Source organism: Pirellulales bacterium, from assembly GCA_036267355.1.
GTDB lineage: Bacteria > Planctomycetota > Planctomycetia > Pirellulales > DATAWG01 > DATAWG01.
Genome location: DATAWG010000042.1, coordinates 127,865 through 144,901 on the forward strand (window position 1 = coordinate 127,865; position 17,037 = coordinate 144,901).

Annotated in this window: 9 protein-coding genes; 3 read left to right on the top strand and 6 right to left on the bottom strand. The window is 61.2% G+C overall.

Annotated elements, in window-relative coordinates:
* Nucleotides 1-79 precede the first annotated feature (79 nt).
* The 3 genes from VHX65_07405 to VHX65_07415 form a co-directional block, all read right to left on the bottom strand.
* Nucleotides 80-1,567 (bottom strand): glutamate synthase subunit beta, encoded by a 1,488-nt coding sequence (locus VHX65_07405; protein HEX3998358.1) that lies wholly within the window; start codon nt 1,565-1,567, stop codon nt 80-82.
* A complete protein-coding gene (gene gltB / locus VHX65_07410; GenBank protein ID HEX3998359.1) occupies nt 1,560-6,401 on the bottom strand; it encodes a glutamate synthase large subunit in 4,842 nt (1,613 codons plus the stop codon). The genes VHX65_07405 and gltB overlap by 8 nt, the downstream gene beginning before the upstream one ends.
* Nucleotides 6,402-6,517: 116 nt before the next feature.
* Entirely contained in the window at nt 6,518-7,606 is a 1,089-nt protein-coding gene (locus tag VHX65_07415; GenBank protein ID HEX3998360.1) for a LysR family transcriptional regulator, read from the bottom strand.
* Between the two features lie 818 nt (nt 7,607-8,424).
* Here VHX65_07415 and purM point away from each other — a divergent pair.
* Nucleotides 8,425-9,486, top strand: a complete 1,062-nt coding sequence (gene purM, locus VHX65_07420; protein HEX3998361.1) for a phosphoribosylformylglycinamidine cyclo-ligase — start codon at nt 8,425-8,427, stop codon at nt 9,484-9,486.
* Between the two features lie 84 nt (nt 9,487-9,570).
* Here purM and pckA read toward each other — a convergent pair whose 3' ends face one another.
* Complete coding sequence (gene pckA, locus VHX65_07425; protein ID HEX3998362.1) at nt 9,571-11,151, bottom strand: phosphoenolpyruvate carboxykinase (ATP); 1,581 nt, start codon at nt 11,149-11,151, stop codon at nt 9,571-9,573.
* 373 nt (nt 11,152-11,524) lie between these two features.
* Between pckA and VHX65_07430 the strand changes: the two genes are divergently transcribed.
* Nucleotides 11,525-12,214: an ABC transporter ATP-binding protein gene (locus tag VHX65_07430; GenBank protein ID HEX3998363.1), complete on the top strand. Its 690-nt coding sequence runs from the start codon at nt 11,525-11,527 to the stop codon at nt 12,212-12,214.
* 111 nt (nt 12,215-12,325) lie between these two features.
* Nucleotides 12,326-13,672, top strand: a complete 1,347-nt coding sequence (locus VHX65_07435) for an ABC transporter permease (protein ID HEX3998364.1) — start codon at nt 12,326-12,328, stop codon at nt 13,670-13,672.
* Between the two features lie 97 nt (nt 13,673-13,769).
* Here VHX65_07435 and prmC read toward each other — a convergent pair whose 3' ends face one another.
* Nucleotides 13,770-14,645, bottom strand: coding sequence for a peptide chain release factor N(5)-glutamine methyltransferase (gene prmC, locus VHX65_07440; protein HEX3998365.1), 876 nt, complete (start codon nt 14,643-14,645; stop codon nt 13,770-13,772).
* Between the two features lie 66 nt (nt 14,646-14,711).
* On the bottom strand, nt 14,712-17,037 hold a 2,326-nt coding region (locus VHX65_07445), incomplete at its 5' end, for an RICIN domain-containing protein (protein ID HEX3998366.1).

Consider the following 17,037-nt stretch of genomic DNA (forward strand, 5'->3'; position numbering starts at 1 on the left):
CTGGGACTCACCCTCGCTAACGCTTCGGACTGCGATTTCGCAGCCGGCCTCAAATTCCCGGCGGCATGAATAATCCAAGTTAGCGCCAGGCAAAATCGCCGGCGTTGACGCTGGGGAGATGCGTTACGCCCATCAGATGCTTGTCCACGGCGCGGGCGGCTTCGCGGCCCTCTTGGATCGCCCACACGACGAGCGATTGGCCGCGGCGCAAATCGCCGGCCGCGAACACCCCGGGCACGCTCGACATATATTCGGCGTTCGTTTTCACATTGCCGCGCTGATCGAGTTCCAAACCCAAATCGGCGATCGGACCGGTTTTTTCCGGGCCCAAAAAGCCCATCGCCAACAGCACCAGTTGGCATGGCCAGCTTTGCTCCGAACCCGGTAGCTCGCGCATCACCATCCGGCCCGAATCGTCTTTCATCCATTCGATCTGCACGGTGACGAGATTTTTCACGCGGCCTTGCTCGTCGCCATGGAATTCTTTTGTCAGAATGCTCCAATGCCGCGCGCCGCCTTCTTCATGCGAAGTGCTGGTGCGGAGGATCATCGGCCAGAGGGGCCACGGTGTGTGCACCGGGCGTTGATGGGCACGCGGATAATTGCCCACGTCGGGCGGTTGGGAAAGCAATTCGAACTGCGTCAGGCTGCGGCACCCTTGGCGGTGCGACGTGCCGGTGCAGTCGCTGCCGGTATCGCCGCCGCCGATCACGATCACATCTTTTTCGCCGGCGAGAATCTGGCCCGCAACGGCGTCTCCCTGGTTGCGGGCATTCTGTTGCGGCAGGAATTCCATTGCGAAATGGATTCCTTGCAGATCCCGACCGGGGATCGGCAGGTCGCGCGGCTTGGTGGCTCCGCCGGCGAGTAGGATCGCATCGTATTTCTCGCGCAATTCGGCCGTCGGGACCGTCACGCCGACATTCGCATTGCAGCGGAACTCCACTCCCTCGGCCTCCATCTGGCGAATCCGCCGCCAAACATGCGACTTTTCCAGCTTGAAATCAGGTATGCCGTACATCAACAATCCGCCCGGCCGATTGGCCCGCTCGAACACCGTCACGCCATGGCCGGAGCGATTCAACTGCTGTGCGGCTGCCAAACCTGATGGCCCGGAACCGACGACGGCCACGCGCTTGCCGGTGCGAACCAGCGGCGGCTCCGGCTCGATCCAGCCGTTGGCGATGCCATGATCGGCGATCGCCATTTCGATTTGCTTGATGGCCACCGGGTCTTCGTTGATCCCCAGCACGCATGCCGCTTCGCACGGCGCGGGGCAAACACGGCCGGTAAATTCCGGAAAATTGTTCGTCGCATGCAGCCGATCGAGCGCCTCGCGCCAATGATCGCGCGACACCAAATCGTTCCAATCCGGAATGATGTTGCCCAGCGGGCAGCCGGTGTGGCAGAACGGCACGCCGCAATCCATGCAGCGCGCCCCTTGGCGGTGCAATTCCTCAATCGGGAGTGGCTTGAGAAACTCGTTGAAGTGTTTCAGCCGATCGGCCACCGGCTCCTTGCCGCCTGTCTGTCGAGCGTATTTCAGAAACCCGCGCAGGTCACCCATGGCTCACCTCTTGCAGCGCGGCCGGGTGATTTTTTGAAGTGTGATCGCCGTCGGCCGCATTGCCGTTCGCTGCGTCGCCGCCGCTGCCATTGCCGTTGCCGTAGCCGGCGTCGGCCATGCGGGCGGTTTCTTCCATCGCGCGCTGCAATTCGGCGAGCGCGCGCTTGTAGTCGATGGGCATTACTTTCACGAATTTGTCCGTCAATCGGTCCCAATTGTCCAACACATACTGTCCGCGTTCGCTGAGCGTGTATTCCACATGGCGGCGGATCATTTCGCGAATCGAATCCAACTCGGCGGCGTCGGGCGCTTCCAGGTGAACCATTTCGCGATTCACCAGCGGCGGAAAAGTGCCTTGCTCGTCGAGCACATAAGCCACGCCGCCGCTCATGCCGGCCGCGAAATTGCGGCCCGTGTTGCCGAGAATGATCGCCTGGCCGCCGGTCATGTATTCGCAGCCGTGGTCGCCGATGCCTTCCACCACCGCCGACGCTCCGCTATTGCGCACGCAGAATCGCTCGCCGGCGATGCCGCGGATAAACACTTCGCCGCTGGTGGCGCCGTAAAGCACCACGTTGCCGGCGATGATATTTTCCTCGGCTTTGAACGTCGACTCCCGGGGCGGATAGACGATGATACGTCCGCCGGAAAGGCCCTTGCCCAAATAGTCGTTCACGTCCCCTTCGACCCGCACCGTCACACCGTGCACGCCAAACGCCATCAGGCTTTGACCGGCGCTGCCGATGAAATTGAGCTGGACCGTGTCGTCGTGCGAGAAGCCGCCGGCCCCGAAGCGGCGCGTCACTTCACTGCAAAGAATCGTGCCGACGGTGCGGTTCACATTGCGAATCGGCAAATGGGCCACGATCGGCGTTTGCTCATCGAGCGCAAGCTGGCACAACGGCAACAACGTCGTGACATCGAGCGACGATTCCAATTGATGGTCTTGCGACTTGCAGCAATAGGTCTTCACCGCCGGCGGCGCCTCCGGTTGGTAGAGAATCTTCGAGAAATCGAGGCCCGAGGCCTTCCAATGCGCGATGGCACGGCGAACGTCGAGCCGATCCACGCGGCCGACCATCTCGTTGATCGTGCGGAAGCCGAGCCGGGCCATGATCTGCCGCACTTCCTCGGCCAGCAGGAAGAAGAAGTTGACGACCGCCTCGGGCTTGCCGGTAAACTTTTTTCGCAGCACGGGGTCTTGCGTGGCGATGCCGACCGGGCAGGTGTTGAGGTGGCACTTGCGCATCATGATGCAGCCAAGCGTCACAAGCGCGGCGGTGGCGATGCCCCATTCCTCGGCGCCCAACAGAGCGGCGATGGCCACGTCTTTGCCGGTGCGGAGCATGCCGTCGGTTTGCACGACGATGCGGCTGCGGAGATCGTTTTTCACCAGCACTTGGTGCGTCTCGGCGAGCCCAAGTTCCCACGGCAGCCCGGCGTGTTTGATCGACGTTAGCGGGCTGGCGCCGGTGCCGCCGTCGTGTCCGCTGATGAGCACGACATCGGCCTTGCCCTTGGCCACGCCGGCCGCCACCGTGCCGACGCCGACTTCCGCGACGAGCTTGACGCTGATGCGAGCCTTGGTGTTGGAATTCTTTAGGTCGTGGATCAACTGGGCGAGATCTTCGATGGAATAGATGTCGTGGTGCGGCGGCGGCGAGATCAAGCCGACGCCGGGAGTGCTGTGGCGGATGCGTGCGATTTCGCGATCGACTTTGTGGCCGGGCAACTGGCCCCCTTCGCCGGGCTTGGCCCCTTGAGCCATCTTGATCTGCAATTCCTCGGCATTGACGAGATACAAACTCGTGACGCCGAACCGCCCGCTGGCCACCTGTTTCACCGCGCTATTGCGCCGGTCGCCATTGGCGTCGGGAACATAGCGGGCCGGGTCTTCGCCCCCTTCGCCCGTGTTGCTCTTGCCGCCGATCCGGTTCATGGCCACGGCGAGTGTTTCGTGCGCTTCTTTCGAGATCGAGCCATACGACATCGCGCCGGTGGCGAAGCGCTTGACGATTTCCACGGCCGGCTCGACCTCGTCGATGGCGATCGGATTTTCGGCCCATTTGAATTCCAACAGCCCGCGGAGCGTGAGCAAGCGCGTGTTTTGCTCGTCGATCATGCGGCAATAGGCTTTGAAATCCTCGCGGCTATTGATCTGCGTGGCTTGCTGTAGCTTAGCGACAACTTCGGGGCTGAGCATGTGGGCTTCGCCCTTGCGACGCCACTGATATTGGCCCCCCACGTCGAGATCGAGCGTTTGCGGCACGGCCACGCGTGGATAGCCATGCTCGTGCCGGCGGAGCGATTCTTCGGCGACCCCTTCCAGATCGATGCCTTCGAGCCGGCTGGGGGTGCGAGTGAAATACTCGTCGACAAAGCGGCTCGCTAGGCCGATCGCTTCGAAGATCTGAGCTCCGCGGTAGCTTTGCAGCGTCGAGATGCCCATTTTCGAAATCACTTTCAGGATGCCCTTCGCTGCGGCTTTGACGTAGTTCTTGTGCAGCTTTTCTCGCGGCATGTCGCGCGGCAACAGGCCGTCGGCATGCATCTGGTCCAGCGTCGCCAGGGCTAGATAGGGATTGATCGCTCCAGCACCGTAGGACGTGAGAAGAGCGAAATGATGCACTTCGCGAGCCTCGCCCGTCTCTACGACCAGACCGCAACGGGTGCGTGTTTCCTGGCGGATCAAGTGGTGATGCACGGCGCTGGTGGCCAGCAGGGCGGGGATCGGCACCCAGTCGGCATCGACGCCACGATCCGAAAGAATCAGGATCGTCGCTCCCTCTTCGAGTGCCCGAGACGATTCGCCGCGCAGATCCTCCAATCGGCGCCGCATTCCTTCCACCCCTTCGGCACGCGGAAAGAGGATCGAAAGCGTGTGGCTGCGCAGGCGGCCGCGCCCCGCGCCAACTTCATACCCACGCAAAGCCGTGGGCATGGCGCCCGGCAGGGCCCCGTCACTCGCCCCTCGCCCCTCGCCCCTCCCTTGGTTTCCGAGCTGCTTGATGATCGCCAATTCGGCGTCGGTGAGGATCGGCTGCTCAAGGCGCAACAGGGCGCATTGCTGCGGAGTTTCGTCGAGCAGATTTCCTTCGGAGCCAATCGTCGTGATTAGCGACGTGATGATTTCTTCGCGAATCGCGTCGAGCGGAGGATTGGTGACTTGGGCGAATAGCTGCTTGAAATAGTTGTAGAGCAGTTGCGGGCGGTCGGAGAGCACGGCCAGCGGCGTGTCGTTGCCCATCGAGCCGATCGCCTCTTGCGCGTCGGTAGCCATCGGGCCGATCAGAATCCGCAAATCTTCGAACGTGTAGCCGAACGTGCGCTGCAATTTGACCAACGGCCGATCATGGTAGCCGTTGGCGTGGCCGTTGCGCGGAGCGGCACCATGTTCACTAGGGTGTTCCTCGTGGCCGGATGGGCCATCATGCGAAGCATGCTCGGCATGGGCGCCGGCGGATTCCTTCAGATCGGTGAGCTTGACGATGTTTTCGTTCAGCCATTCGCGATAGGGATGCCGAGCGGCAAGGCCGTTTTTGATCTCCTTGTCGGCAATGATGCGCTGCTGAGCAGTGTCGACCAGAAACATCCGTCCGGGGCGAAGCCGCCCTTTGTATTCGATATTTTCCGGAGGGATGCTCAACACGCCCGCTTCGGAGGCCAACACGACGTAGCGATCCTTTGTGACCCAGTAGCGGCTGGGCCGCAGGCCGTTTCGATCGAGGCAGGCGCCGATCATCGTGCCATCCGTGAAGGCCATCGAGGCAGGACCATCCCACGGCTCGAGGAGACACGATTGATATTCGTAGTAGGCCTTCGATTCGTCGGACATGCTTTCATGGCCGGCCCACGGCTCGGGAATCAGCATCGACATCGCTTGCGGCAAGCTTCGGCCAGCGAGGACGAGTAGCTCCAACGCATTGTCGAAAATGGCCGAGTCGCTCGCCCCCGGCGTGCAGATGGGCATGATCTTGTGCAGGTCCGGCCCATATTTTTCGCTTGCCAGCATTCCCTCGCGGGCATGCATCCAATTCACGTTGCCCCGCAAGGTGTTGATTTCGCCATTGTGCGCCAAGAAGCGGAACGGGTGGGCCAAGTCCCAGGTGGGAAACGTGTTCGTGCTGTAGCGCTGATGCACCAGGGCAAGTGCCGAAACGAATCGCGAATCTTGCAAATCGAGATAATAGCCCTCGGTTTGCTCCGGCAGCATCAATCCCTTGTAGATCAGCACCCGGGTCGAAAGGCTTGGAAGGTAGAAAAACTTTCGCTCGCTCAGCCGGCTCGTGCGAACGACGCGCTCGATCCGCTTGCGAATGACGTAGAGCTTCCATTCGAGCATGTCGGGCGGCGTTTCAGGACCGCGCGCGATGAAGATCTGGCGTACGACCGGTTCGACATCGCGAGCCAGCCAACCCAGCACGCGGTTGTCGACCGGCACATCGCGCCAGCCGAGCAACTGCTGACCTTCTTCGGCGACGATCTGTTCGAGGCGCTGCTGGCAGAATTGGCGCTGCGCTTCGTCGCGTGGCAGGAATACCGCCCCGGCGCCGTAATCGCCCGCGGCCGGCAATGCGATGCCCAAATCGGCCGCGACCGCGTGCAGAAATTCGTGCGGCATTTGCGTGAGAATGCCGCAGCCGTCGCCGGTGAGCGGGTCGCAGCCGCAGGCGCCGCGATGGCTCAGATTGACGAGGATTTCCAGCCCCCAGCGCAAGACGTCGTGGCTTTTCTTGCCGTCCATATTCACCACGAACCCGACGCCGCAGGCATCGTGCTCTTGGGCAGGATCGTAGAGACCGGATTCGGGGCGGGTGGAATGATTTTCAAACATGGCAGTTTTCAGACGCGGTTGGTAAGCGTAGTACGGGGCTTTTTCGCCGGCGCACTGCCGACGGCTTCTACACACTTGCAGCCCGGCGGCGAACGCCGCCGGCGCTGGAATAAATGTCACGAACCGGTTTGGGCAACCGCCAATTGCCGCGAACGGCCCGGGCCCGCGCCGTTCGATTTTCCATTGCCCTCTGCGATTTTCCCAGGCTCCGCCGCCGCTGCGCTGGCCGCCGGAGCCAACGGTACAATCGCACTGCTGCCCACAACATCCTCCGTGTCCTTGTCGTCCGTATCTTTTCCCACGAGAGCGCTGCCGACGAGATCTTTGCCTTCGGAACACAGCAGATCGATGAACCGCCGAACGGTGACGCCCAAATCCTTGCCGCGGCGGTGAATGATCCCCAGCGGCCGCACCAATTCGTCGGTGGCCAGCGGCACCGCCGCCAACGTTCCGGCTTCGACTTCACGAAGCACGGTGGGCTGCGGCAGCAAGCCGATTCCGGCATCGATTTCGATCGCGCGCTTGATGGTTTCCACGTTGTCGAACTCCATCACCACGCGGACTTCGACATCGTGCAGATGCAAGACGCGATCGATTTCTCGACGAATCGTCAGATCCGCGTCGAAGCCGACCACCGGTTGCCCGGCCAGTTCTTCCAATTCGATCCGCCCGCGGCGGGCAAACCGATGCGACGGCGCGCAGACGAGCATCATCGGCTCCTCGCGCCACAGAATGGCCTGCAACGACCGCGATGCCTTGGGATAGCTCACTAGCCCCAAATCGGCCTGATCGCTTTCGACGACTTCATACACCCGATGTGGATGCAAGTATTCCAGCCGCACGTTGGCCTTCGGATATTGGCTTAAGAACTGTTGGAGATAACGGCTCATGTGGTGCAGCCCGACCGAATAAATCGATGCCACGCGCACCCGGCCCGCCACCTCCTCATGCATCGTGCGAACTTCTTCTTCCAGCGCGTTGTAACGATCCAGCAGCTTGCGGCACCCCTCGTAAAACACTTCTCCCTCGGGCGTTAGCATGAAAGGCCGTTTGGAGCGGTCGACCAGCTTTACACCCAGGCGGCATTCCAACTGATGCACCACTTGGCTGGCTCCCGACTGGGAAATCCCGTTTTCATCGGCCGCTCGGGAAAAACTGCGCCGGTAGACGACATCGCAGAATATTTTTAGGGCTTTGAAATGCATAGGATCAAGCAAATTTCAGCGAGGGCAAAACGGCAGCGGCCTTCGAGCGAACACCCCGCCCAATCGGATTACAATATCAAATACAGTTCCGCCTCAGCATTCGCAATGGAGATGATAAATTAAACGCTCCGTCCGCTCTGGTCAAGTATGTTGTATGAAGGTTTTTCAACCCAGCCACATCCCGGCCCGACGCTAGCACGACCATTGATTAGGACAGTAAACTTATTTGCAATAATGGGTTATGGATAGATTTGGGGCAGAACGCGATAAGCGGTTGTAATACGAGACCGGCGCCGCGCCTAAGGGTTCGGACTGACCGGAAAATCAACGAGTTGCGGAGCGACGAATGTCGCACTTCAGAATGGCGAATCGAAGCAGCCGACAAAGAGTTCCCGCTTTACCTATTTCGTGGCTGGCAATTGCGAGGCTATGGGCAAGCTGCCGGGCTGGCCATAGCCAAGCCTAATCGCTCCAGGGCTGCCACACGATTCCATCTTAAAACTGCCACTCCGGGGCGCCCAGCGGGTTTCCCCGCTGTCCTGGCGAACTGCCGCGACCTCCCTTTCCATCTGAGGCGCGTTGACGTAATCCACCCAATTCCATGCGCGCGGCCAACGGGCTCTGGATGGCACTTTCCGTCTACCTGTGTGGCTAGGCGTCCGTCACAAAAACAAACCTGAATAATTTTCAGTTTTTTCTTACGCTGCTTTCATCCTGGACCACCACCGGGCTTTCCGCCGCGTTGACAATCCGCGGCGGGCGACCCTAGAATCCGAGGTTTCTTCAGCCTCTCGATTCTTTGCTCAAACCGCGCGCCGATGGCCAAAGCGACTTATCAAGCTGCCGGCGTCGATCTGGAGTTGTACGAGCAAGCGATGGCCCGGTTGCCGCGGCTGTTGCACCGCACGTATTCCCCCCGCGTCATCCCGCTCGATGGCGGTTTTGCCGGACTGTTTCAACTCGATTTCACCAATCAGCTTTTCGCCCGCAAATATGTCGATCCAGTGTTGGTTTCGTGCACCGATGGCGTGGGGACGAAGCTCAAAGTGGCCGTCGAGGCGGGCAAGCACGACACCGTGGGCATCGATCTCGTGGCGATGAGCGTCAACGATGCGCTCTGCTGCGGCGCGGAGCCGTTGTTTTTCCTCGACTACGTGGCGATGTCGCGCGATGATCCGCCGCTCTTGGAGCAAATCGTCAAAGGCATCACCGACGGCTGCATTCAAAGCGATTGCGCGCTGCTCGGCGGCGAAACCGCAATCTTGCCCGGCTTCTATCAGCCGGGCGATTACGATCTGGCCGGCTTTTGCGTCGGCGTCGTCGAGCGGCGGCGCGTGATCGACGGCCGGGCCATCTCCGAAGGCGACGTGCTCATCGGCCTCGCTTCGAGCGGATTGCACTCCAACGGCTATAGCCTGGTGCGGAAAATCGCCTTCGAAATCGCGGGCTTGAAAATCACCGACCACGTCGAAGAACTCGGCCGAACCGTGGGCGAAGAACTCTTGGAGCCGACGCGAATCTACGTCCAAGCCGTGCGCCGCGTGCTCGGCCGATACCGGGTGAAATCGGTCGTGCACGGCATCGCCCATATCACCGGCGGCGGATTGCACGAAAACCTCGAACGCGTGCTGCCTGAGAATTCGCGGGTCGTGATCCAGCGCGATAGTTGGCCGCTGCCGCCGGTATTCGCGTGGCTTCAGCGGCTCGGCGAGGTCGATGCCGCCGAAATGCAGCGCGTGTTCAACATGGGCATCGGCATGGTGATGGTCGTCAGCCCGTTTTATGCCGACAGCATCCGCAGCCAATTATCCGACAACGGTTATGCGAACTGGCAAATCGGCCGGATCGAGCGCGGCGAGCGCGGCGTCGTTTGGGGTTGACCGGTAGTAGGCGTGAGACACAAATAGCGCCGAAATGCGCGACGAGGCAATGAGCGCGCCACGCACGCCGATTCCGCACCGGCTCTACGCCGGGCCGGCCGATCTGATTTCTTCGCTGGCTTGGTCGGCATATTTGGCGAAATTCTGGCGGAATAGGGCCGCCAGCTTCTTTGCCGCTTCTTCATAGCCGCCCGTGTCGGGCCACGTGGCGCGCGGTTGCAAGATCGACTCGGGCAGGCCCGGGCAGCGCGTGGGAACCGCGAGACGGAAGATCGGGTCGACCGTGGTCGGAGAGTCGGCCAAGGCGCCCGAGTGGATCGCATCGATGATGGCGCGGGTGTGCGAAAGCTTCATCCGCGACCCGACGCCAAACGGCCCGCCCGTCCAGCCGGTATTCACCAGCCATGTCTGCGCCCCGTGGGCCCGCAGTTTCGCGGCGAGCATTTCGGCATACACGGTCGGGTGCCGCACCAAGAATGCCGCGCTGAAACAGGCCGAGAACGTGGCCTGCGGTTCTTTGACGCCTTCTTCGGTTCCGGCCACGCGCGCCGTATAGCCGCTGATGAAGTGATACATCGCCTGGGCTGGCGTGAGCCGGCTCACCGGCGGCAAAACGCCGTAGGCGTCGCAGGTGAGAAAAATCACGTTGCGCGGATGCGGCCCCAAACATGGCGCCTTGGCGTTCGGAATGAATTCGATCGGATAGGCGGCGCGGGTGTTCTCGGTGATCGCGGCGCTCGAGAAATCGACCTCGCGGGTCTCAGGATCATAAACCGTGTTTTCCAGGACGGCGCCAAAGCGGATCGCGTCGTAAATTTCCGGCTCTTTTTCGGCCGAGAGATGGATGCACTTGGCGTAGCATCCCCCTTCGATATTGAACACGCCTTCTTCGCTCCAGCCATGCTCGTCGTCGCCGATCAGCCGCCGGGCCGGGTCGGCGGAGAGCGTGGTCTTGCCGGTGCCCGAAAGGCCGAAAAAGAGCGACAGATCGCCGGCCGGTCCTTCATTCGCCGAGCAGTGCATCGACAGCACGCCGCGCTCCGGCAGCAGATAGTGCATCAGCGTGAAAATGCCCTTTTTCATTTCGCCGGCATATTCGGTTCCAAGGATGACGTATTCACGCCGCTCGAGGCTCAAATCGATGCTGGTGCGCGATGTCATCTGGTGCGTGTGCGGGTTGGCCGGGAATTGGCCCGCGTTGAAGATCACGTAGTCGGGCTCGCCGAACTCGGCCAGTTCGAGCTCGCTCGGGCGCAGCAGCATGTTGCGCATGAAGAGCGCGTGGTAAGCACGGGCACAGATCACGCGAATCTTGATGCGATACTCCGGCGCCCAACCCGCGTAGCCGTCGAGCACATAAACGGTTTCGCGCGTGTTGAGAAAATCGATGGCCCGCTGGCGATTGATGATGAAGATCGCCTCCGCGAGTTTGATATTCACCGGTCCCCACCAGATATCGCCGCTGCTGGCAGGGTTGTCGACGATCCGCTTGTCGAGCGGGCTGCGGCCGGTTTTCGCGCCGCTACGGATCATGAGCGCGCCGCTGGAAGCAATGGCCGCCTTTTCGTGAATGACCGCATCTTCGTAGAGCACTGCCGGCGGCGCGTTGCGAACGACATGCGCAACTTGGATTTCATATTGTCGCAGGTCGATCGAGTCGGACATGGTCACGGCTCCCTGATGCAGTTTGATAAAGCCCGCGCTCGCCGCCGGCGAAAGCGATTATAGGGCCGAGAATGCACGGCGGTCACGAGCAAACCGTCGCCGACGGCTCTGGTTGCGGTTTTCCGCAGGATTCTTGGCGCTTTGGCCGAACAGCGCAGCTGCTGGATGCGTATGGTTTTGTACGGTACTGATCGTTTCGGATTTCTCGACACGTCGTGCGCCACCCAGCCATCGCGCCTGTTTGGACTATCCGTGGTTTGCTGCAACAAGCTAACATCCAACTGGTTGCAAGCTGCCGCCGCTAGCGCAATCGACTGCGAATCCTGCCCGCCCCAAATCCCATCCACCGACCACCGTTCAACCCTGACCGCGCATGCTTCAACTCAAAAACGTCAAGAAATCGTTTACGGAGCCCGGCGGTGGTCGGCTGCCGATCCTCGATATTCCGGAATTGAAAGTTGGCGTCGGCGAGCAGGTCGTGCTCGTCGGACGAAGCGGCTGCGGCAAGACGACGCTATTGCACATTATTTCCGGCATCATTCGCCCCGACGAGGGATCGGTGATGGTCGACGATGTCGATGTCGCCCGGCTCCCCGAGGCGGCCCGCGATCGCCTTCGAGCCGACAAGTTGGGTTATGTGTTTCAAACATTCAATCTGTTGGCCGGCTTCTCGGCTTTGGAAAACGTGTTGCTCGGAATGGCTTTCGCCAGCCGGCATGCCGACTCGCATCGGGCCACGCATCTGCTCGAGCGCGTCGGGCTGGGCCATCGGCTCACCCATCGCCCGGCGATGATGTCGGTCGGCGAACAGCAGCGCGTGGCCGTGGCTCGGGCGTTGGCCAACAAGCCCGAATTGTTGCTGGCCGACGAGCCGACGGCCAACGTCGATGCCCGGCATCAAAAGCAGATCATCGACTTGATCCGCGAGACGTGCCGCGAAGAAAACGTGGCCCTGCTGTTGGTCACCCATACGGCCGACGTAATGGCCCAATTCGATCGGGTGGAAAATTTGGAGCGGATCAATCGAGCGGTAAACGGCCCGGTGGCAGTTTCGCCCGTTTAGCGCTGGTTCGCCCCGCCGCTTGCGGCGGGAGTTGCGACATGCGAAACCGCAAGCGTAGTGCGATGTTTAACGGCGGTGGACGATCGACCTCACTGAACGGCGGATTTTGCAATGAGTCTTTGGAAAATTGCGTGGCGGAGTATTCAGCAGCGGTCGTTGGCCTCGTCGCTGACGGCCGTATCGATGGGGCTGGGTGTCATGATGGTCGTGGCGGTGCTCGTGGCCGGCAGTGTCGTGCATAATTCGTTCGCCACTGGCAACCAACTCGGCTTCAACGTCGTCGTCGGCGCAAAAGGGGGCCGGCTCGATCTGTTGATCAATTCCGTCTATTATCTGAGCCGCCCGATCGAGAACATTCCTTGGAGCTACTACAAGGAGTTTCTGCCAGCCAGCGCGCACAAGGATCGCAAACCTGGAAAATATGCTGGCTACGTGCTCGAAGATGATCCGGATCCGAACACCGCCGGACTGGCGATTCCGATCTGCCTCGGTGATTTTCTCGGCGATGAGAAGGCTTCGTTCCGCGTCGTCGGCGCTCCGCCCGAGATGTTCACCAAGCTGCTGAACTCGAAATTCCAGCCCGGCGGCGAGGTCTACAAGACGGGCGATTTCGCCACGGCCGTCGTCGGCGCCGAAGTGGCGAAACACTTGCATCTGAAAGTCGGCGGCGACGTTGTGCCCATGCACGGCGGCGTCGGCGGCGAGAAACACATGCCCTTCAAGATTACCGGCATCCTCGAGCGAACCGGCACACCGGTCGATCGGGCCGCGTTCGTGAATATTGAAGGCTTTTTCCTCATCCCCGACCATGCGAAAGGGCACGTCGAGCCGGTGCTCAAGCCCGGTGAAAAAGAGCAGATGCTCACCACCCCCGTACCGGAAGAGCAACGGGAATGCACGGCCATCTTGCTTCGCACCGCCAGCGTGGATGGCGCCCCCCGCAGCCTGACCGCACTCACGCTCGTGCCGACGATCAACAAGGAAAACGTCGCCCAAGCAATCCAGCCCGTGCAAGAAATCAGCGTGCTGCTGAACACCTTCGTTCGGCCGGTGGAATTGATCACGGAAGTGCTGGCGTTGCTGGTCGTGCTCGTGGCCGGGATCGGAATTCTGGTGAGCATCTACAACTCGATGAGTGAGCGGCGGCATGAAATTGCTGTGATGCGGGCTCTCGGCGCCCGCCGCAACACGGTGATGACCGTCGTGCTGTTCGAATCGATCTTGCTCGCCCTCGGCGGCGGATTAATGGGTTGGCTCGCCGGCCACTTTTTGATCGGCGTCGCTGGACCCTATATCACTGATTACACCGGCGTCCAAGTCGGTTTCTTGCAGTTTTCTCCGACCTTCGAATTGATTCTGATTCCGGCGCTGATCGCGCTGGCGTCGCTGGTCGGTTTCCTGCCGGCGCTCTCGGCCTACCGCACCGATGTCGGCAAAGCGCTAACAGCGACACCGTAACGACGCCCACACTGTAGCGATCGACGAGCACCCTCTCCCCTTGCGGGAGAGGGCAGGGTGAGGGATTCAAGAACGGAAGCTACTTTTTTGCCAGACGTCACTCGCGGCGGCGGGCTTGCACAATCCGCGCATGGCCGGCGAGGTCCTTGATCGTCGGCGCCGGAACCAGCCGCTGCTCGGCGGCAAGCAGTCGCGCCGCGGCCGGCTCGATCATCGGGCTAATTTCGATCAATAGCCAGCCGCCCGGTGCGAGATGCTCGGCCGCCTGCGGCAGCAGCCGCTCGATCACTTCCGTTCCGCGATCACCGGCCAGCAAGGCGCCGCGCGGCTCGAAATCGCGGACCGTTTTTGCCAGCGAAGCATATTCCGCCGAACTCACGTACGGCGGATTGCTGACGATGAAATCGAACTGCTGATCGCTCACGGTAGATAGCAAGTCGCCGCTGCGCCATTCGATTCGATCCGACACGCCATGCTCGGCCGCGTTCGATTTCGCGACATCGATCGCGTCGGGCGAAATATCGATGGCCGTTACGCGAGCTGTCGACAAATGCTTCGCGGCGCAGACGGCCAGGATTCCGCTGCCGGTGCCGACATCGGCGATCCTTATTTCCGGACTGCCGGCCGGCCGCTCTTTTGCGAGGTCCAAAAGCCGCACGACGAGCAATTCCGTTTCCGGCCGCGGGATCAGCACTGCAGGCGTCACGCGAAATCGCAACGAGTAAAACTCGCGATAGCCGACCAAATAGGCTACCGGCGTCCCTTCCGCCCGGCGACGCACCCAACCGCGAAACGTCTGCCGCGTCTTGTCGTCGGCCACTTCATCAAAGGCCGTGTAAAGCTGAATCCGCTGGCAACCGCGAGCGGCGGCCAGCAGCACTTCGGCATCGAGCCGCGGCGTGTCGGAACCATGCTGCTTGAGATAATCGGCGGTGAACGTAAGCAGCCGGCCGATCGTCCAGGATTCGCTCATCGGGATAGAAGAACCGGGTGCGGGCTCGAACCAGGGGAAGCCGTGGCCAGCACGGCATGGATTAGCCTATTTTAGCAGGCGAACGCTATAGATCGTGCAGGCCGACTGCCAATCGCCGAAGCCGACGCGGCGCTGCGGTATCGCCGAGTCGGAAGGAAATTTGAGTGAAGCCGGATTGCCGGTCCACGCGACCAAGTCCTGGTCGTCCAAAAAACAGCGGACATCGGCCTTTTCGCCCTTCACTTTCACGACCACGCGCGCGATATAGCGCCGCCCGTTTTCCAGAACGCTCGGCGAGCGCATCGTCGGATTGGCGTCACCCGCAGCCTGCTGCCCGTCGACCATGTCCAAACCGGAAGCTTTGCCGTGGTTGCTGGACAGGACAAAGTTGCAACCGGCGCCAGCCACCGGGAAGCCGATCCACACGGCGTCGTGGTGCCGGTCGCGCGAGAACTCGACCTGCAACTCATAGCTGGATGAAATGATCTCATGCGGAAACACGATTCTCGAATCCTGGCCCTCCGAAACAATTGTGCCGCCGCGTCTGAGCCAGTTGCCCGACGCGGTGTCGCGGTCGGTATCGACTTCCGCCAACAAGTCGATGCCTTTGCTGGGGCGCGGATGAGCGACCGCCTGCGGCTGTACCGGAATGGCTTGGTAGTCCTGCTTGGCCCATTTGCCGCCTTCGCGATAATTGACCGCTCGTTCGACGCCGCCGATATTATAAACGATCTGCAAATTCTTCCGTTTGCCCGGCGCCGGATCGGTTCGTAGAAAATCGACATTCGCCTCGATATCCAAGCCCTCGCCGATTGCCTGTCGGACTCGGTCGGCCACATCGGCCCAGCCAGTTTTCCGTCCCCAGCGGGCGGAGACAATCGTCGGCGCATTCGGATTGACCGATGAGCGATCCGCGCGAGCAGAGGGCGCGAGCGTCCATTGTTGCGCGTCGGATCCGGTGTATTGCTGCAGCTCGACCGTGGGACCGTCGCCACGCAATCCGAGGCAGAGGCCGCTCTTGTCGTTCATAAATTTGTAGGCGCCTCCTTCCGCTCGCTCGACAAGCCACCGTTGATCCGGGGCATTTTCAAAGCTCCATTCAAGCGCGAAGGCGCCCGCGCCGGTGCTGCCGTCGACGATGCCCATGCACTTCCCGCTTTTCTCGTTGATGATTTTGAACTTTCCGTCGGCAATTGGAATGACCTCCCAAAGGCGGTCAGCTCCCGTGGCATCGGCCCAAACGCCGATCGCGTTTCCCGATTGCTTGCCGTCGCCGACAGTGCCGAGGCACAGTTGGCCGTGCTTACTAGTGATTCGACAGATGCCTGCCGGCGGGGCGCCGGCGGTTGGCGCCGGTCCTGGCGCGCCGGAATCTGCGACCGAGGCTTCGGCCGTCGCATGGCCGGAGACCATGCGCAAGCGAGCCGAATGAAACGCGACTGTGCCCAGCAGGACACCGAGGCCGAGCCGCCCTCGATTCGGCATCGCCCAAAAGGGGTGTTGATCGAGGGAAGTTGGACTTCCTACCCACCGCGGCAGATATTGCTTGCCGTCTAGTAAGACATCAATGCTGGCGCGGTTCTCCCCTACCATCCGAGCACGGATCAGGAGCCGATAGCGATGGCCGTTTTCAAGTGCGCCCGGCCGCACCCCGATTGGGTTCTGGGGGTCAAACGGCGGCTGGCCATTCACCGTCAGCAGCCCGCTGACCGAACCCCTCGATCCGCTCAGCATCACCATGCTCGCATGCGAGCCGATTGTAACCATGGCTGCAACATCGTGGTCGCCCGATTTACGGGTGAACTCCACTTCGAAATCGTATCCGCCGTCAATATCCACCGGCAGGGCGAGGCGGCTGTAGTCTTCCTGGCTGCTCACAACGACAAGATCGGTGCCCGTTCGCGCCCAGGAGCCGGCGACACGGTCGCGGTTCACGTCGACAAGCCCCAGAACGTCGACCCATTTGTCCAACGGAAAGGCAATCGCGCCGGACGTCCTGCTCCCGTCGATTGCGCCGTTCGCAGGCGCCATAGCGGTGGTCGGCCTTAAGTCGGCAATTTCCTTGAGACGTTTTTCGATCGCGGCTTTTTTCAAGGCCGACGCGAGATTCGGCAACGCCTCTTGATAGACGCTGCCCGCATGCAGGCGGACGCAGTCGCGCGCGATGCCGGCTTCTTTTTCGGAGATGTTCCACCACGCGTCGGCCAATTGGATTTGTTGCTCCGCGTCGGTTGGCGATTTCAGTTCCTCAGCGGCGAGCGATTTTAGTTTTTCATCGCTGCCCTTTGCCAACAGCGGCAGGCCGGTGGGCCAGTCGTTTTTGTAAAACGCTCGCCAGCGGCCGACGGCGAGGTTCGCTTCCGCGTCGGCCGGATTTTTGTCGAGCACCGCT